Annotated in this window: 22 protein-coding genes; 10 read left to right on the forward strand and 12 right to left on the reverse strand. The window is 47.9% G+C overall.

Going from position 1 to position 15,783, the window contains the following annotated elements; translation table 11 throughout:
• Positions 1 to 11 precede the first annotated feature (11 nt).
• Genes ACXAGL_RS11435 through pxpB form a run of 4 tightly spaced genes read right to left on the reverse strand, consistent with a single transcriptional unit; the run spans position 12 to position 3,723 of the window.
• Positions 12 to 1,202 (reverse strand): NRAMP family divalent metal transporter, encoded by a 1,191-nt coding sequence (locus ACXAGL_RS11435; RefSeq protein WP_474967568.1) that lies wholly within the window; start codon positions 1,200 to 1,202, stop codon positions 12 to 14.
• Positions 1,203 to 1,219: 17 nt separating this feature from the next.
• Positions 1,220 to 1,993 carry a LamB/YcsF family protein gene (locus ACXAGL_RS11440; protein ID WP_474967569.1) on the reverse strand — a complete coding sequence of 258 codons (774 nt, stop codon included), beginning with the start codon at positions 1,991 to 1,993 and terminating at the stop codon, positions 1,220 to 1,222.
• A gap of 12 nt (positions 1,994 to 2,005) precedes the next feature.
• Positions 2,006 to 3,007, reverse strand: coding sequence for a 5-oxoprolinase subunit C family protein (locus ACXAGL_RS11445; RefSeq protein ID WP_474967570.1), 1,002 nt, complete (start codon positions 3,005 to 3,007; stop codon positions 2,006 to 2,008).
• Positions 3,004 to 3,723, reverse strand: a complete 720-nt coding sequence (gene pxpB, locus ACXAGL_RS11450) for a 5-oxoprolinase subunit PxpB (protein ID WP_474971959.1) — start codon at positions 3,721 to 3,723, stop codon at positions 3,004 to 3,006. The genes ACXAGL_RS11445 and pxpB overlap by 4 nt, the downstream gene beginning before the upstream one ends.
• Before the next feature lie 171 nt (positions 3,724 to 3,894).
• On the opposite strand from pxpB, the gene ACXAGL_RS11455 reads away from it, so the two are divergent.
• From ACXAGL_RS11455 to ACXAGL_RS11465, 3 genes are all read left to right on the forward strand, one after another.
• Positions 3,895 to 4,353, forward strand: coding sequence for a DUF2188 domain-containing protein (locus ACXAGL_RS11455; RefSeq protein WP_474971958.1), 459 nt, complete (start codon positions 3,895 to 3,897; stop codon positions 4,351 to 4,353).
• 73 nt (positions 4,354 to 4,426) lie between these two features.
• Positions 4,427 to 4,639 carry a DUF2188 domain-containing protein gene (locus ACXAGL_RS11460; RefSeq protein ID WP_474967573.1) on the forward strand — a complete coding sequence of 71 codons (213 nt, stop codon included), beginning with the start codon at positions 4,427 to 4,429 and terminating at the stop codon, positions 4,637 to 4,639.
• Between the two features lie 100 nt (positions 4,640 to 4,739).
• Positions 4,740 to 4,934 (forward strand): YwbE family protein, encoded by a 195-nt coding sequence (locus ACXAGL_RS11465; RefSeq protein WP_474971957.1) that lies wholly within the window; start codon positions 4,740 to 4,742, stop codon positions 4,932 to 4,934.
• Positions 4,935 to 5,016: 82 nt separating this feature from the next.
• On the opposite strand, the gene ACXAGL_RS11470 is transcribed toward ACXAGL_RS11465, so the two are convergent.
• The 4 genes from ACXAGL_RS11470 to ACXAGL_RS11485 form a co-directional block, all read right to left on the reverse strand.
• A complete protein-coding gene (locus ACXAGL_RS11470; protein ID WP_474991215.1) occupies positions 5,017 to 5,151 on the reverse strand; it encodes a hypothetical protein in 135 nt (44 codons plus the stop codon).
• Between the two features lie 422 nt (positions 5,152 to 5,573).
• Positions 5,574 to 5,969: a hypothetical protein gene (locus ACXAGL_RS11475; protein WP_474991216.1), complete on the reverse strand. Its 396-nt coding sequence runs from the start codon at positions 5,967 to 5,969 to the stop codon at positions 5,574 to 5,576.
• Between the two features lie 503 nt (positions 5,970 to 6,472).
• The gene (locus tag ACXAGL_RS11480) at positions 6,473 to 6,688 is read right to left on the reverse strand and encodes a hypothetical protein (protein WP_474991217.1); all 216 of its coding nucleotides are present in this window, start codon (positions 6,686 to 6,688) and stop codon (positions 6,473 to 6,475) included.
• A gap of 266 nt (positions 6,689 to 6,954) precedes the next feature.
• Positions 6,955 to 7,590 (reverse strand): hypothetical protein, encoded by a 636-nt coding sequence (locus ACXAGL_RS11485; protein WP_474991218.1) that lies wholly within the window; start codon positions 7,588 to 7,590, stop codon positions 6,955 to 6,957.
• Between the two features lie 184 nt (positions 7,591 to 7,774).
• Here ACXAGL_RS11485 and ACXAGL_RS11490 point away from each other — a divergent pair, with 184 nt between their 5' ends.
• Positions 7,775 to 8,350 carry a M15 family metallopeptidase gene (locus tag ACXAGL_RS11490; protein WP_474991219.1) on the forward strand — a complete coding sequence of 192 codons (576 nt, stop codon included), beginning with the start codon at positions 7,775 to 7,777 and terminating at the stop codon, positions 8,348 to 8,350.
• A 43-nt stretch (positions 8,351 to 8,393) separates the two neighbouring features.
• Here ACXAGL_RS11490 and ACXAGL_RS11495 read toward each other — a convergent pair whose 3' ends face one another.
• The 4 genes from ACXAGL_RS11495 to mreBH form a co-directional block, all read right to left on the reverse strand.
• A complete protein-coding gene (locus ACXAGL_RS11495; protein ID WP_474967581.1) occupies positions 8,394 to 9,314 on the reverse strand; it encodes a ketopantoate reductase family protein in 921 nt (306 codons plus the stop codon).
• Between the two features lie 18 nt (positions 9,315 to 9,332).
• Positions 9,333 to 9,701, reverse strand: a complete 369-nt coding sequence (locus ACXAGL_RS11500) for a DUF1428 family protein (protein ID WP_206934166.1) — start codon at positions 9,699 to 9,701, stop codon at positions 9,333 to 9,335.
• Between the two features lie 16 nt (positions 9,702 to 9,717).
• Positions 9,718 to 10,023, reverse strand: coding sequence for a hypothetical protein (locus ACXAGL_RS11505; protein WP_474967582.1), 306 nt, complete (start codon positions 10,021 to 10,023; stop codon positions 9,718 to 9,720).
• Between the two features lie 494 nt (positions 10,024 to 10,517).
• On the reverse strand, positions 10,518 to 11,525 hold the full coding sequence (gene mreBH, locus ACXAGL_RS11510) for a rod-share determining protein MreBH (RefSeq protein WP_027956173.1): 1,008 nt from the start codon (positions 11,523 to 11,525) through the stop codon (positions 10,518 to 10,520).
• 160 nt (positions 11,526 to 11,685) lie between these two features.
• Here mreBH and ACXAGL_RS11515 point away from each other — a divergent pair, with 160 nt between their 5' ends.
• From ACXAGL_RS11515 to ACXAGL_RS11540, 6 genes are all read left to right on the forward strand, one after another.
• Positions 11,686 to 12,429 (forward strand): YkgJ family cysteine cluster protein, encoded by a 744-nt coding sequence (locus ACXAGL_RS11515; RefSeq protein WP_474991220.1) that lies wholly within the window; start codon positions 11,686 to 11,688, stop codon positions 12,427 to 12,429.
• Positions 12,419 to 13,054, forward strand: coding sequence for an MOSC domain-containing protein (locus tag ACXAGL_RS11520; RefSeq protein WP_474991221.1), 636 nt, complete (start codon positions 12,419 to 12,421; stop codon positions 13,052 to 13,054). Before ACXAGL_RS11515 ends, ACXAGL_RS11520 begins: the two co-directional genes overlap by 11 nt.
• 10 nt (positions 13,055 to 13,064) lie before the next feature.
• Positions 13,065 to 13,532 (forward strand): nucleoside deaminase, encoded by a 468-nt coding sequence (locus ACXAGL_RS11525; RefSeq protein ID WP_474991222.1) that lies wholly within the window; start codon positions 13,065 to 13,067, stop codon positions 13,530 to 13,532.
• A 2-nt stretch (positions 13,533 to 13,534) separates the two neighbouring features.
• Positions 13,535 to 13,906, forward strand: a complete 372-nt coding sequence (locus ACXAGL_RS11530; RefSeq protein ID WP_474991223.1) for a DnaJ family domain-containing protein — start codon at positions 13,535 to 13,537, stop codon at positions 13,904 to 13,906.
• A 117-nt stretch (positions 13,907 to 14,023) separates the two neighbouring features.
• Entirely contained in the window at positions 14,024 to 14,749 is a 726-nt protein-coding gene (locus ACXAGL_RS11535) for an ABC transporter ATP-binding protein (RefSeq protein ID WP_474991224.1), read from the forward strand.
• Entirely contained in the window at positions 14,746 to 15,756 is a 1,011-nt protein-coding gene (locus ACXAGL_RS11540; RefSeq protein ID WP_474991225.1) for an ABC transporter permease, read from the forward strand. The genes ACXAGL_RS11535 and ACXAGL_RS11540 overlap by 4 nt, the downstream gene beginning before the upstream one ends.
• The last annotated feature ends 27 nt before the right edge of the window (positions 15,757 to 15,783 follow it).

A 15,783-nucleotide genomic window follows, 5' to 3' on the forward strand; every position in this document is an offset into this window, starting at 1 on the left:
CGTTTTTCTATTTATTCAAAAAGCTGTGGAATACCTTGAATCAAGGATACACCGCCCATATAAGCCATTGCAATGACAATGAGGGCTCCGAAGATCGTAAGCCAGAGCGGATGTTTGTAATCGCCGACGATTTTTGTTTTATAGGCGGCCACAAGCATGACCCCGAGAGCAATCGGAAGGATCAGACCATTCAAAGACCCGACAAGAATCAGAACTTTGACAGGTTTCCCGATGGAAACAAAGACCGTGGTGGAAATGACAATAAACCCGACGATGAACCACTTGTGGTACTTCTCGATGGTTTTACTGAATGTACGGATGAAGGATACGGACGTATAAGCGGCACCGACTACTGATGTAACAGCGGCCGCCCACATGATAATTCCGAAAATCTTATATCCGACATTTCCTGCTGCGGCCTGGAATACAGAGGCCGGCGGGTTGGATGGATCGAGGGTGACACCGGAAGCGACCACTCCAAGAGAAGCGAGGAAAAGGAAAATCCTCATAACGGAAGCGATTCCGATCGCCGATACGGAGCTTTTCGTTACCTGCCCCAGAGATTCCTGTCCCTTTACACCGGCGTCAAGAAGGCGGTGGCCCCCTGCGAACGTGATATATCCACCGACGGTTCCACCGACAAGCGTGATAATCGCCAGGAAATCAATCGTATCCGGGGCGAATGTTTTGGCAGCCGCCTCCCCGATAGGCGGGTTGGCTGAGAACATAACAAAGATGGTAAGAGCGATCATGATAAAACCGGCAATTTGAGCGAACCGGTCCATCACCTTTCCAGCTTCCCGAACGAGGAAGACGGCGACGGCTACAATACCGCTGAACAGAGCACCCATCTCAGGGGAGATGCCGAAGAGGACATTGGTCCCCAGTCCGGCACCGGCAATGTTACCGATATTAAAAGCGAGACCTCCGGCTACAATGAGAATGGATAAGAAAACGCCGAGACCCGGCAGGAGGCTGTTCGCTATATCCTGTGCCGGTTTTTCCGAAACGGCGATGATCCGCCAGATGTTCAACTGCGCACCAATATCAATGATGATGGATATGAGGATGACAAAACCGAAACTCGCAGCAAGCTGTTCGGTAAAGTGTGTCGTTTGTGTTAGAAATCCCGGACCGATGGCGGAGGTCGCCATAAGGAAAGCGGCCCCTAAGAGGAGACTTCTGGTCGATTGTTGTTTCATGTTGTTCTCCTTTCTACTTATCGTGATAAGACCGATCCGATAGCTTCAAGCTGGATGCCTGATTCCTGGAAAGCCTCCCGTATGTATTTTGCGAAGTCAACAGCGCTTGCGCCGTCCCCGTGGATACAAATCGTTTCGGCATCGATATCGATATCGATATCTTGAAGCGTTGAGACTTTTCTTTCTTTGACCATACGAATCACCTGATTAACCGCTTCTTCATGATCGGTAATCAAGGCATTCGGTTCCCGGCGTGAAGTGAGAGAGCCATCCTCCTGATAGGTACGGTCGGAAAAGACTTCACTTGCTGTTTTCAACCCGGCAGCTTTACCTGCGTGGATTAATTCACTGCCAGCCAGCCCAAACAGGATGAGTGAAGCATCCACGTCATGAACTGCTTTGGCAACAGCGTCAGCCAGCGGGCGGTTTTTAGCGGCCATGTTGAAAAGGGCGCCGTGTGGTTTGACATGCTGGAGCTGCCCGCCTTCCGCCTGGACAAACCCTTGAAGCGCACCGACCTGGTAAACGACCATATCATACGCTTCCTCTGGTGAAATCTCCATTGGTCGGCGGCCGAAACCAGCCAGATCCGGAAGGCCCGGGTGTGCACCGATTCCTACACCATACTGGATGGCCATGCGTACGGTTTTCTTCATAATGGATGGATCACCAGCGTGATAGCCGCAGGCGATATTCACGGAAGTCACATAGTTCATCATTTCTTCGTCCCGTCCGATTGTGTAGGACCCGAAGCTTTCTCCCATATCACAGTTCAAATCAACAACGTACATGCGTATTCCCCCTTATTTTAATTTCATTTCAATGCCCCGCGCTAACAGCTTAATATCCTTCTCCTGCTGCAGATACAAGCGCTGAGCTTCCTCATGGGTGATCATCGTAAACGAAAAAGATTCTCCAGGACGCATCTGCGCCAGCCTTGGAAGGTCGACAGAAGCGACTTGAGCGATTTTTGGGTAGCCGCCGGTCGTCTGACGGTCTGCGAGAAGAATAATCGGGTTTCCCTCGGCCGGAACCTGGATCGTCCCGAAGGTTACAGCCTCTGAGAGAAGGTCACGTTCTTCCACGGCTGATAACCGGCATCCGGTCAACCGATAGCCCATCCGGTCCGATTTGGAGTCAATGTTGAATGTCTCACTCGTCAAGCGGCCCTGGCTTTCTTCATCAAACCAATCATATTCCCGCCCCGGCATAATCCGGATAGGATCCTTTGTATATCCATTGTGGTTGAAGTCATGTCCGACGTACCAGGAAGCCTCGTGGAAGCTGGAGTCGCCGGCGTCTGATTTCAGCTGCTCCATCACACGCTTGGAGAAGGGAGAAAAAGGAGAAGGTTCAAGAACATCCCCTTTCTCGAGCGGTCGTCCTTGATGTCCGCCGATGCCGGCGCGGATGTAAGTCGACGCGCTGTTCATTGTAATAGGGATATCAAATCCGCCTGCCACAGCCAAATAGGCACGAAATCCGGTCTTTGGTTTTCCAAAACGAAGTTCACTGCCTTGTTTTATGTAAAGAGGTTTCCATGTCCCTACACGTTCTCCGTTAACCATTGGAGTCAGATCGCCGCCGCAGATGGACAGGCAGACGTCCTGCTGGAATTCCAGTACAGGACCCATTAACGTAACTTCAAGAACAGGGGCGTGCTGTTCATTGCCGACCAGAAGATTGGCAATCCGGTAAGCTTCCTGATCCATCACTCCACTGGCAATGACGCCGTGCTTTTGATGTCCGTACCTGCCAAAGTCCTGAATAGTCGTAAGGAGTCCGGGTTTCAATACATGTATCATTCTCCGCCCTCCTTCAGGTTTTCATACTCTTTTTGGGTAATCCTTTTAAATTGGATCCGGTCTCCAGCCTGTAGAAGAGTGGGAGATTCTTCGTTTGATGGATCAAACATCTTCGATGGTGTTCGACCGATCAACTGCCATCCTCCGGGTGTTTCCAAAGGGTAGACGCCTGTCTGGGCGCCGGCAATCCCGACCGTACCGGATGGGATCTTCAAACGAGGATCTTTCCTCCTGGGTGTTGCAATGGCTGGGTCCATACCGCCGATATAGGGGAAACCGGGTGCAAAACCGATCATATAAACCAAGTAGTCTCCGTTCATATGTCTTTCAATGACTTCTTCTTCTGTCAACCCATTCTTCTCAGCCACATAAGCCAGATCCGGACCGAGCTCGCCACCGTAACAGACAGGGATTTCAACCGTCCGGGCCGACCCGGATGCCTTGATTGTTAAAGTGGACAAAAATTGAGACACCTGATGGTGAACCCAATCGTAGGGGAGCTGGTTCTGTGAGGTTTTATGATTGGCTATGTAAAGAGGATCATAAAAAAGTGTCACCGTCGTAAAAGCGGGAATGTACTCGATCATCCATTCCGGCTGCCATTCGTCGAGGCTGCTTGCTGCCGCCTGCACAGTCTGATTGATTTCTTCACTGATTTCGTTTCCGAATTCAATCAAAACCGCCTGATCACCTAAGGGATGCAGGGACCAATCCATACAATAACCTCCTTTATTCCTTGAGTTTTGTCGTAAGGCTGAAAAAATCCTTACCTCTTATCGTAGCCTATTTTAAGGCCGCTTTCAATTTAAGAATCCATTACAGCAAAGGGTTAAAGGATAGGGGTGGAAGGGAATAAAGGAATAAACAAGGAAATGGAGGGATCAAGGATGCCGTGGGATAACGACGATTATCCAAGTTCATTGAAGAATTTGGATACAACGGTCCGGAAAAAGGCCATAGATATCGCCAATGCTATGCTGGACGAAGGGTATGAGGAAGGAAGAGCCCTTCCGATTGCCATTGAACAGGCGAAGGAATGGAGCAGTCATGCGGACGAGGAAGAACGGAAAGAAGTAAAGCAGATGAGTGACAAGGCACTGAGGAGCAGAGAAAAGGGAGAGGATGGAGAGTCGCAAGCGCGTCCGGAATTGATGGACAAAGGCGAACATGTCCTTTCTCACAAGCAGGGCTGGGCTGTCAAAGCGGAGGATGCAGAAAAGCCGTCCAATGTTTATGAAACCAAACAAGAAGCAGTCAACCGGGCAGAAGAAATCGCTGAAAATAAAGGGACGCAGGTGATTATTCATAAGAAGGACGGGACCATTCAGAGGAAACAATCTTTTTAAAATGGAATTTTATGTTTAAAATGGGTGGAAACAGGATATTGTTTTTATACATTAGTTAAAGGAGGAATTCATTGTGGCTGAATCTAAGAACCAGGCAGAACACGTTGTTCCTCATGAGGACGGCTGGGCTGTCAAAGCAGAAGGAGCCGAACAACCGACGAAAATCTACGAGAACAAGCAGGATGCGATCGATCGTGCGAAGGAGATTGCCCAGAACAAAGGGACGTCGGCCATCATTCATACGGAAAAAGGGACCATTCAGAATCAATTCAATTATTCCAGCTGATCAGTGAAAAGCACCCGGATCCGGGTGCTTTTGCTATGTTTTCTTTCCAAGGCCTGTGGTAAGATAAATGGATAATGGTCAGATGGAAGGAAGGATTTCGATGAGTGGAGAAAAACGCAGTGATATCCAGACTGGAGCAGAAGTGGATATCGTTTTGAAACAGGATCAGCGGACAGGAAAGCTGACAAGAGGGAAAGTGAAGGACATTCTTACTAAATCTCCGTCTCATCCGCACGGCATTAAAGTGCGTCTGCAGGATGGACAGGTTGGAAGAGTCAAGCATATTCACGAATAAAAGGCTGACAAGCCAAAAGGTGCCGTCTTTAGACGGCACCTTTTGGCTGTAGAAAAAGCCTGTGTTAACCAGTTCGAGTTGTCTATTTGTCGTGTAAAGGGTCACATTCCGCTTCTCGGTGGCTGAATGACGCGGGCACGCCCTCAGCTGACTTGGTCAGGAAGATCGCCTGCCCAAGTGGATCTTCGGTCCGTGCTGTTCCCGCAGGCATCACCACCGAACGCTCCTCGTGCCGACATTAGGTTATAGAGGAGAGAGAGTGTGCCCGAAGCAGATTCAAAAGAACGGCAGGGGCTGCGCTATTGCCGGTTGCGTGGAAAAGAAAATGGGGAAGAAAAGGCGCTGATGATGGCTGCCTGACGGAATACGGAAAAGACTGTTCTCCATCCAGCAAGGGCGAGCTGGGTGAAGGAGAGTCTTTTTCGATGTTAAAGAACTCCCAAGGAGCGGTGCCCCTTCCACTCCTGCGGATGAACGAGTGGTCCGAGATCGCCGAGCGTGGGTGTTGCGAGGAAGCTCGGGCGCTCGTCCCCGGAAAGGGAAGGGGCTTTCGCTCCTGGCGGTAAGAAAGAAAAAAGCTTGTAAAGAAACGGGGGTTTCTATACAAGCTGAAGGTGCCGTCTATAGACGGCACTTTTTTTATGGATTTGCCAATGCAGAATAATATCGATAAGGCATTTCTATGGTGAAAAAAGCCCCGTCATCATCTTCTTCGGCATGAGCGATTGTATATTCGGTTCCGAAAATTTGTTCCATCGCATAGTCCCCGTTAACAAAAGGCTCACGATCAATGGAGAAACCGGATTGTAAGACTTTATGCCGGTCTTCTTCTGTAAAGCGGCTGATTTCCGTCAATTGGATCATGGGACGAATCAAAGAAGATGCGCCGGGATTTTCTACAATCTCATAGCTCACTTCCACCTGCAAAACGTGCCGTGCTTCACCGAGCATTTCCAAAACGATCGATTTGAATTCTGTAACATCCATAAAGAAGCGTACTTCTTCAGGCTCTATACGGCTTAAGTAGTCGGTCATCATCAAAACTCCTTCCCTCTATGGCTATATTACCATGAGAGAAAAGGATTAAACGTCACTCCTATGGAAAAAGCGCACCGGGGAATACCCTCGGTGCGCTTTTGTACTTTCGGAAAATATCTGAAGTTTTTCACCTTGTGTTAGATAAACAAGTCTTCGTGGATAGATTGATCCACGGTATTGCCGCGGTTGTTTAATTCTACATGGTAGTTTTTAAGCAACTTAAACGACGCAATCCCTACCTCTATTGCATCCTTACAGCTCCGAAGCTGATCCAGTGTGATTAAGTCGTATCAAAACGTAGCAGAATGCCAGTCTCATACAAATCACTCTTTCTTTTTCCGAATTGCTCTTTAACGAGCATCAATACCTAGTATAGATTAGAAGTTAATGTATGTCAAATATCGTTTTGAGTATCGTCTACCATGATGTTTAATTGATTTACGATTGAACGGCGGCGTCGGTACATAGATAAGCTTTCCCCAGCTTATTGAAAAATAAACCTAGTCCTTCTGATCAGGCTTCATGTCCTCATCGAATTCTTCTTCCGTAAGTGAATCGTTCTTGGATTTTTTGTGTTTCTTTTCGTCGTGAGCGAGTTTTTGACGCATTTCTTCGTCGGGGACATTATCCAGCAATTTTTCTTTCTCCAGCTTTTCCTTGAAGCTTTGATCATCCTCTGCCAGACGGTTGTTCTGTTTTTTGTTCTTTTCAGCCATACAGCTGTCCACCTCCATCGATGATTGTATTCTGCTTATCTATTCCTTTTTCTACCATTCCTTAAACGCCTATGACACACTTGACTCTTCAACTTGTAGATTTTCCGCTTTGAAGGACAAAAAGGGAAGCTCTCCTGTGAAATAGAAGACCTTCCCTTTTTAGATAGAGGTTTAATGAAGTTGTGCCTGTCCGACGCAAGCTGTTTATGTGGATCGTGCCATAGACGGCAAATGCCCGCGGACAGGAACGAGCGGGTGCCCACGGTTTATTTGCTGGTGAACTTCTGTTTGATGTTTTGGATAAATGGAATCTGCATGATGTAATCGACAGCGGTGCTGATGATTAATCCGTGAATGATGACGCCGAGGGTGGTGAAGATGACAATGATGATATGACCGGCAGCTGTCTCTGGTTCAAATCCGGATCTTCCGAAAAAAGTGAGGGAGAGGACAGCGCTCTGCATCGCATCTGCGTAGGTTTCCAGCTCCTGTTCGTACAAGTTTAGAGGGATAATCAGCAGGAAGATAAGAAGGAAGGTGATTCCAAGGACTCCTGAAAGATGCTGGCGCTTTAGAAAGCGGATAAAAGGCATGGTATAGTACTTTGTCATGGATTTCAGGCGGAGCAGGTGGAGAATCCGGGCGACCCGCGCCACTTGGAAGACTGCATCCAGAGGAACAGCCGCTATAACGATGAAGGGGTTTTTCTTGATGAACTCCCACTTCTTTTCACTGGTTATCAAACGATAAAGAAAGTCGAGGAAAAAAATCGACCACGTGGACCAGACTATGACACTGTTGTAGCCTGTCTGCTGCCATATGGTGGCAATGGACAGAGCGGCAAGGCCGACCATCAACAATTCATAGAGTGTGCGCTTTGGTTTTCTTAGTAGTCGTTTCATGTACATCCTTCTCCCGGCCTGTGTCGAATCTCCTGTTATTATATCATTGCTCCTCATAAATTCGAAAAGAGTTTTTCCTGTCTTCGTCTGCTTTGTTTATGCAAAACATTGGCAGAGTGTGATTCGTTTCGGTGGGGAAGGGTTTGTGGTATTCTCTAGTTAAAGAGAAAGAGGAGAGACATGTGTGCGGATTCTAGTAAACTTTCTGAAGTTCCTTATTGGGATCATCGGAATCGGTCTTTTGTTCTTTTATGTGATTCCATATATTGAAAATGAAGCGGGGCCTTCCTTTTTGAAGAAAGAGGATGTGCCAATTCCTGACACCCTTCATCCTGTTGTTCAGGAGAATAAAGAAAAACTTGTCAACCGTGCCGAAGAGAAAGGGATTGCTGTCGTCATTACAGATGGTCACCGCTCAGTCGGGGAGCAGGATGCTCTCTATGAGCAGGGAAGGTCCGAAGATGGCAGAATTGTAACCTATGCAGAAGGCGGGGAATCTTATCATAATTACGGTCTTGCCATCGACTTTGCCATTGAAACGAAAGACGGGCGTGTCGTCTGGGATATGAATTATGACGGAAATGACAACGGGGAATCGGAGTGGATGGAAGTTGTAGATATAGCTAAGGATCTTGGATTCACGTGGGGAGGGGACTGGGAAAACTTCAAGGATTATCCTCACCTGCAGATGGATTTTGGGTTGTCCATCCGGGAACTTCAGTACGGCAAGCGTCCGGAAGTCCAAGATTATGCGAAATAAAATACCGCAGCAGGCACCTGGCAGGTGTCCGCTGCGGTATTTGTTATTGCTGGAACGTTTCATAGGGTTTGATCATTCCGAAAACCGTTTCGATGCAGGGGAGGGACAGATTGACTTCACTGCCGAGACGCAGTGCGCCTCCGTGCAGGTGCTCTACTTCCAAAGGCAGGCCTTTCCTGCGATCCTGGTGCATGGAAGACGTCATATCTTCTCCAAGGCTGCGCAGTTTTTCGAAGCCATTTTGAACGTGTTCCTCTGTCAGGTTAATTTTATGGGCATTTGCCAGTTCTTTCATCTCTGAAAGCATACGCTCGGCAATACGCAGGGTTTGTGGAAAGCTGCGGACAACACCGATGGGTTGATTGACAGCCGTTGTAATTCCTGAAAAAGCTGTAATGAACATGTACTTTTTCCACATATCCTCAAGGATGTTCGGACTTAATGTCCCGGTCATATTTGCCTGATTGCAGGCAAGAGCCAGCTCTTCACAGACGGCCTGTTGGGATGGATGAAGAGGACCGAATACTAAATCATGGAATTCACTTGTATGGACGACATGTCCGGCATCATCCAGGGTGGCTATGATATAAGAAAGCCCGCCGAGGACTGCTTCTTCCCCCAGCTCTTTCTGGAGGATGCTGATGTGTTCCATACCATTGAGGACTGGAAATACTTTGGCTCCTTTTTGGACAAGGGCCTTCAGCCAGTCCATCGTCCCGTGGAGGTGATATCCCTTAACCGCAAGAAACACCAAATCAGGCTCGTGGATTTCCTCTGGACTTCTGGCGATGATGGGAGTGTCCGACTCATAGCTGCCCATTTCGCTATGTATTTGCAAACCATTCTTCTCCAGCTGTTCTGCACGGCCTTCCCGGACGAGGTTGATCACTTCATGACCAGCTTCCTCCCAGCGCGCCCCAAAATAGGCGCCGAGAGCACCTGCACCTAATACAACGATTCTCATCGATCTGCACCTCCGTGATTAATTGGTTTCTGCAACGCGTTCTGTTGTAAAGCTTGATGTAACGACACGGTTCATTTCTACAATATCCTTGATGTTCCCATCCAGATAGTGGATCATATCATCAAAACCGACTTCTTTCATAACATTATGATAGTGCTCTTCACTTTCAAAAACCGATTGGCCGAGGAATAGTTCCTCATTCTCTTCCATTTCCACCAGGTTCAGCAGCCCCATGGAACCTTGTCGTCCTGTTAACTCGCGGGCAAAATAAATGTTGTGCTCAAGGGTCCCGTGATTTTCAAGGATTTCTCCAGACTTTTTGGTGATTTTCAAAAACTTGTCTATATTTCGCTGTTCGACTCTGAAAAAACAAATAATAGTAAACATTGAATGCCCCCTTTAGTTATGCTTTTTTATCTAAACTGGTCGCTCGTCCGGCGTCTATTAATAGGAAAATGGCGGTAACGGAGTGCAGGATCCAGCCGAGAACAGGAATCCACGCAAGGGCACTTGTGATTAACCCGAGTACACTGCCTGCATAAGTCCGATTGTCCCGTACGGCAAAGATCAGAGTAATCAAGTGCGCCACAAACATAAAGAGAAGGGCGTTCCATCCGCTTCCGACTACAAATAATCCCCCGATGAATGGAATAGCAAGAAGTGCCTCACATCCTCCGGTCACCCATTTTAATATTGTTGATAGTTTCATTCGTTAGTCTCCTTTTCACATGTTCTATCCACTTTTTTAACCTTATAGGAAATTTTAAAACCTTTCAATTCATGGAAAGTGAAAAGTAACGGATATTCCTTACTGCCTTATTTCGACATGAACGGGGGAGAGTCCTTTAATTACGCGGATAAAAACCAAGCCTCCCGGGGTTTGATCGGAAGGCTTGGCAGGTTCCCGCTCTCGGGATATAGGGTTTTGAATGGGATGGCGCCGCATTTCTGCGATGTCCAGCTGCAGTGCCCAGTCCCTCGAGGTCATAAGTCAATCACCTCCGTGGAGGAAGATCATTCCACTGCGCTGCTTGTCTTATGCTTGTCGGGACTACCAGGGCACTTCCGCATTTCTGCGATGTCCAGCTGCAGTGCCCAGTCCCTCGAGGTCATAAGTCAATCACCTCCGTGGAGGAAGATCACTCCACTGCGCTGCTTGTCTTATGCTTGTCGGGACTATCGGGGCACTTCCGCATTTCTGGGTTACTTACTGGCTTTTTGTAGTTTCTGGATCATTTTGAGGGAGCGGCCGGTTCCGATGGCTACGGATTCGAGCGGGCTTGGGGCCATGTGTACGGGAACGGAAATTTCGTTGGACAGCCATTCCTGCATGCCGTTCAGGAGCGATCCGCCTCCTGTAAGGATGACACCGTGATCGACAATGTCGCCGCTCAATTCCGGCGGGCATTCCTCGAGGGTGGCGCGGATGGTTTCCAGAAGCTGATCGAGCGATTCTTTCAGAGCCTGCTGGATTTCCGTTGATTTCAATTCGATGGTTTTCGGCAGCCCTGTGACCATGTCACGGCCGCGGACTTCCATCGTTTCTTCCGGATGATCGATCAAGGCATAGCCGATTTCCATTTTAATCTGTTCTGCGGTCCGTTCACCGATCAGGACATTGTAGGCTTTGCGTACGTATTGGATGATTTCCTCATCCATCACATCTCCACCTGTACGGATGGATTTGCAGGAAACGACGCCGCCGAAGGAAATAATCGCAACCTCACTCGTTCCACCGCCGATGTCGACGACAACGTTTGCAATCGGTTCATCTACGGGCAGGTCCGCGCCGATCGCTGCAGCAATCGGCTCTTCGATCAGGTGTACATGCTTGGCGCCGTAGCTTTTGACAGCATTGTGAATGGCACGGCGTTCCACAGACGTGGATCCGGATGGCGTACAGATAACGACTGTTGGTTTGCGCATAGATATTCCTGATTTTTTGGAAACTTTTTTCAACAGCTCTTTCAACATTTGTGCCGTCATGTCATAGTCGGCAATAACACCGTCGCGAAGCGGGCGGACAGGAATGATGTTCCGAGGGGTCTTTCCTACCATTTCTTTCGCTTCTTTTCCGACAGCAACAACGTTCTTGGTTTCAGTATTGTAAGCAACGACAGATGGCTCGTTCAGCAGAATTCCTTTAGACTTGGAATAGATAAGTATGTTTGCAGTACCGAGGTCGATACCGATTTCAGCATTTGATAACATTTAGACGTACCTCCAAAGATGACAGATTCTCTTATATGTCTTCTCATATCATAGGAGTTTTATGGGGGTTAAACAACAGGAAATTCGTGGACTCTGCTTATAGTAGGAAAGTCTCTGTGACATGTATAATAAGACTATGGATAGATAGAGGAGTTTGAAAATGAGATTTTTGAAACATGAAGATATTATTAAAAAGTCAGAGCGTATCAACCAATCGTACGAAGTGGACCCGGGATTTTTTGACCAGATTGTAGATGATCTGCTTGATAGTGAAAAAGAGACAGAGGCTGTGATTCTCGAAGGATTTGAACGGCTTTTATCTGAAGTGGACCATGAAATTGAGCGTATGGAGGATTTCGCTTCGATGAAACCGAATTGTTTTATGGGGTGTGCGTTCTGCTGTTATTTTCCAATTGTCCTGACGAAATTGGAAGCGAAGCTGCTTTTCCGGTCCATCGAGCAGTTTTCTGCTGAGCGCAGACAAAGGATATTTGACCATTGGGAGAGTTACTTCCCTGCCCAGGAGAAAAAGCTTCAGGAAGCCCTCGCTATGGATTATGAAGACCCGGATACGAAACTGGCCTACAAGCGTTTGAATCTGCCTTGTCCGATGCTTGATCCGGAAACCCAGCTTTGTATGGCTTATGAAGTACGTCCGATTCCGTGCCGTACGTACTTGAATTACAGCGACCCCCAGGTGTGCGCTGATCATGCCATGCCGAAGGAGCCGTTTAGTTATGAGTTTTTGTATTCCTTTTATTTCACCAGTATGAATGAACTGATTCAGGCGCTCTATGAAAACGGTGAGGATGTGTTTGTTGATTACCCGATGGATGCGTGGCAGTACGATTACCTGCCGGCGTGGATCCAAAAGTACAGGGAAGGGGAGTTTTATGAAGTATAAGCTCTTATCTTTAAATGTCGGCCGGCCGGAAACGTATGAGACGAATAAAGGTGAATTAGAGAGTGCGTATCGCAAAAAGCCGGTTTCCACACCAGCTTTTTTATCGTATTGGAACTTTGAAGGGGACGAGCAGGCTGATAAAAAGAACCATGGAGGGAGAGATAAGGCGGTCTGTCTTTATCCCGCCCAGCATTACAGACATTGGGAAGAGCACTATGGTCAGTCGTTTGCTTTCCCTTCTTTTGGTGAAAATATAACCGTGGAAGGCGTGTCGGAGGAAGAGGTTCATATTGGAGACATCTTCCAGATGGGGGAAGCTCTTCTTCAAATTTCTGAGCCGCGCAAACCTTGTTATATCATCGCCCGTACCCATGGAATTGATGATTTCCCCGCCCAGGTCATGAAAGAAGGGTTTACCGGCTTTTACTTGAGGGTGTTAAAAGAAGGAACCGTGCAGGCCGGGGATTACCTCAGCCTTGTTGAAGCTCATCCTGACGGGGTGACGGTGGATGATGTGAATCAGCTTCGCTACCACGACAGGGGTAATAAAGAGCTTCTAGAAAAGGTCATCCATCTTGAACCTCTTGCAGAAGGGTTGAAAGAGTCTTTGAAAAAACGTCTTTAGGAGGAACGCTATGAATTCATTTTCCAAACGTGCACTGGAAATCGCCTGTGAAAATGTAGAAGCGGGCGGTCATCCCTTTGGAGCTGTTCTGGTTTCTGCCGGGGAGGTAATAGCCGAAGGGGTCAATGAACTGCACAAACATCCTGATGTGAGCGGCCATGCTGAAATGCTGGCGATAAGACGGGCCCAGCAGCAAAGAGGTTCGGTCGATTTAAGTGATTGTGTCCTTTATGCCAGTGGTGAACCTTGTTCGATGTGTCTGACGGCCATTTATTTTTCCGGTATTCAGACGGTCGTCTATTCTCAATCTGTGGAAGAAGCGGCAGAGGCTGGTCTTTCTCTTTCTGGTGAAGTCTATGCCCAGATCGCCCAGCCGAAGGAATCGAGGAAGATCACCTATGCATACGAGCCGGTAAAAGACCAGGAGATGAATGCGATGCGGCTGTATGCGGAAAAATCAGTGGAACAGAGGCGTTGACGGTGGATTATGCACATCTTGTTGAAGAGAAAATCAAGCAGGCCTTGAAAGATGGGGATTTCGATCATCTGCCCGGTCACGGGAAACCCCTTCCCAAAGACGAATTCGCACACCTCCCGGAGGAAGTAAGGAACAGCTATCGGATCTTGAAAAATGCCAACATGCTGCCGGAGGAAATGGTGCTCAAAAAGGAAATCAGTGAGCTTGAGGATATTCTCGCGGAAATCAAAGACCCTCAGTTATCGGCGCACTACAAAAAGAAGATCACTGAAAAGCAGATCCGGTTCGACATTCTCATGGAAAAGCGAAAATGGAGTGAATCCTCGGCTTTTCAGAAGTATCAACGGAAAATCGACAATAAATTCGGTTTATAGTCAGGCAGCCTGTTTTCAGGGCTGCTTTTTTATTTTCCTTCTATCTTTCCAGCTTCTTCAGTATGTATAATAAAAGTGAGTAATCACTCACTATTTGAAAAAAGGAGCGTGAAACATATGGAGACTGCCGTGGAAATGAACAACATTTCACATTGGTTTGGGAAGCTTCAGGTGATCCACGACGTGGATCTGAACGTTGAAAAGGGGGAAATCTATGGTTTGCTTGGTCCTTCAGGATCCGGAAAAACGACGCTGGTTAAATTGATGACCGGTCTTCTACGTCCTTCCAAAGGCGTAGTGAAGTTGAATGGGGAGAAAATGCCGGCGCTGAAGCAGATGAAGCAGTTTGGATTTATGGCTCAATCGGATGCTCTTTATTCAGAGTTAACAGGGAGGGAGAATCTTGATTTTTTTGCCTCGTTGTACGGGATGAGCAGGAAGGACCGGCGTTTACGAATGGAGCACGTCCTGGATATGGTGAACTTGACTGTGGATGCCTCCCGACCTGTACACACATACTCCGGGGGGATGAAAAGGAGGCTGTCGCTGGCGGCATCTCTCATACACGAGCCTGATCTGATCATTTTGGATGAGCCGACAGTCGGCATTGACCCTGTTCTCCGGCAGTCCATTTGGAATGAGTTGAATAGATTGAGAGACAACGGTGTGACCATCATCGTGACGACCCATGTGATGGACGAAGCAGAAAAATGCGGACGTCTTGCCCTGCTGCGTGGCGGGAGAATGATGGCAGAGGATACTCCGTTGCGGTTGAAATCGGAGTTGGAAGTTTCCTCTATGGAAGAAGTCTTCCTGCATTATGGAGGAGGGAGCCGGGCATGAATACAGCAGCTGTTATAAAACGGATACTCAGACAGTTCCGGCGTGATAAGAGGAGCGCCGCTTTAATGATTGCAGCTCCCCTGCTGGTCTTAACCCTGATGTGGCTGGTTCTGGATACAGACGAAGCAGCGGTTGAGATTGCCGCTGTCGGCGTGCCGGAGCATGTCGTTGAATCAATAGAAACAGAGGGGATGACGGTGACCGTCATGGAAGAACAGGAAGCAGAAGAGGATCTGGACAGAGCTGAAATCGACGGTATGATTCAGTTGAAGGATGGTGTGCCTGTCCTGACACTTGAAGGCAGTGACCCAAATACTTCAGGTGCCGTCAGGAGTAAGCTTCAGAAACAGTTATCAGAGCAGAGCTCTCCGATCGAATGGGAATATTGGAACGGCTCTTCTGAATTGGGCCTGTTTGATTATGTCGGACCTGCATTGATCGGTTTTTTTGTTTTCTTTTTTGTGTTCATCGTCGGTGGAGTTTCCTTTCTTCGTGAACGGACGCAGGGGACTTTGGAGCGTCTGCTGGCGTCACCTATCCGGCGGAGTGAGGTCGTCTTCGGATATTTAGGGGGATTTGGTTTATTTACGATTGCTCAATCCGTTGTCATTGCCGCCTATTCGATTTATGTGCTGGATGTATTTATGGCGGGGAATTTCTTATACGTCCTTCTTGTTACTATTTTGATGGCCTTGGCAGCGTTGAGCCTGGGAACACTTGTATCGGCATTTGCCGGTAATGAATTTCAAATGATTCAGTTTATCCCGCTGGTTATCGTTCCCCAGGTCTTTTTCTCCGGTTTGTTTCCGACCGAGGGACTGGCAGAATGGGTTCAGGTGGTTGGAAATCTGATGCCGTTGACTTATGGGGCAGAGGCGCTCAGGGATATTATGTTAAGAGGAGCATCCTGGGAATCGTTTCAGATGGAGGTTTCTATCCTGATTGGGTTTACAGCGCTCTTCACTGCTCTGAACATTATCGCTCTGAAAAAACACAGGCCGATGTAAAGCGTTGGAATAAAATTGAAGGAGACA

Source organism: Halobacillus sp. ABA4_118 (assembly GCF_056160205.1).

Excerpts from the sequence above, each read along its gene's own strand:
- ACXAGL_RS11435 (WP_474967568.1), bottom strand. The coding sequence starts at position 1,202 with ATGAAACAACAATCGACCAGAAGTCTCCTCTTAGGGGCCGCTTTCCTT.
- ACXAGL_RS11440 (WP_474967569.1), bottom strand. The coding sequence starts at position 1,993 with ATGTACGTTGTTGATTTGAACTGTGATATGGGAGAAAGCTTCGGGTCC.
- ACXAGL_RS11445 (WP_474967570.1), bottom strand. The coding sequence starts at position 3,007 with ATGATACATGTATTGAAACCCGGACTCCTTACGACTATTCAGGACTTT.
- pxpB (WP_474971959.1), bottom strand. The coding sequence starts at position 3,723 with ATGGATTGGTCCCTGCATCCCTTAGGTGATCAGGCGGTTTTGATTGAA.
- ACXAGL_RS11455 (WP_474971958.1), top strand. The coding sequence starts at position 3,895 with ATGCCGTGGGATAACGACGATTATCCAAGTTCATTGAAGAATTTGGAT.
- ACXAGL_RS11465 (WP_474971957.1), top strand. The coding sequence starts at position 4,740 with ATGAGTGGAGAAAAACGCAGTGATATCCAGACTGGAGCAGAAGTGGAT.
- ACXAGL_RS11475 (WP_474991216.1), bottom strand. The coding sequence starts at position 5,969 with ATGACCGACTACTTAAGCCGTATAGAGCCTGAAGAAGTACGCTTCTTT.
- ACXAGL_RS11480 (WP_474991217.1), bottom strand. The coding sequence starts at position 6,688 with ATGGCTGAAAAGAACAAAAAACAGAACAACCGTCTGGCAGAGGATGAT.
- ACXAGL_RS11485 (WP_474991218.1), bottom strand. The coding sequence starts at position 7,590 with ATGAAACGACTACTAAGAAAACCAAAGCGCACACTCTATGAATTGTTG.
- ACXAGL_RS11495 (WP_474967581.1), bottom strand. The coding sequence starts at position 9,314 with ATGAGAATCGTTGTATTAGGTGCAGGTGCTCTCGGCGCCTATTTTGGG.
- ACXAGL_RS11500 (WP_206934166.1), bottom strand. The coding sequence starts at position 9,701 with ATGTTTACTATTATTTGTTTTTTCAGAGTCGAACAGCGAAATATAGAC.
- ACXAGL_RS11505 (WP_474967582.1), bottom strand. The coding sequence starts at position 10,023 with ATGAAACTATCAACAATATTAAAATGGGTGACCGGAGGATGTGAGGCA.
- mreBH (WP_027956173.1), bottom strand. The coding sequence starts at position 11,525 with ATGTTATCAAATGCTGAAATCGGTATCGACCTCGGTACTGCAAACATA.
- ACXAGL_RS11515 (WP_474991220.1), top strand. The coding sequence starts at position 11,686 with ATGAGATTTTTGAAACATGAAGATATTATTAAAAAGTCAGAGCGTATC.
- ACXAGL_RS11520 (WP_474991221.1), top strand. The coding sequence starts at position 12,419 with ATGAAGTATAAGCTCTTATCTTTAAATGTCGGCCGGCCGGAAACGTAT.
- ACXAGL_RS11525 (WP_474991222.1), top strand. The coding sequence starts at position 13,065 with ATGAATTCATTTTCCAAACGTGCACTGGAAATCGCCTGTGAAAATGTA.
- ACXAGL_RS11535 (WP_474991224.1), top strand. The coding sequence starts at position 14,024 with ATGGAGACTGCCGTGGAAATGAACAACATTTCACATTGGTTTGGGAAG.
- ACXAGL_RS11540 (WP_474991225.1), top strand. The coding sequence starts at position 14,746 with ATGAATACAGCAGCTGTTATAAAACGGATACTCAGACAGTTCCGGCGT.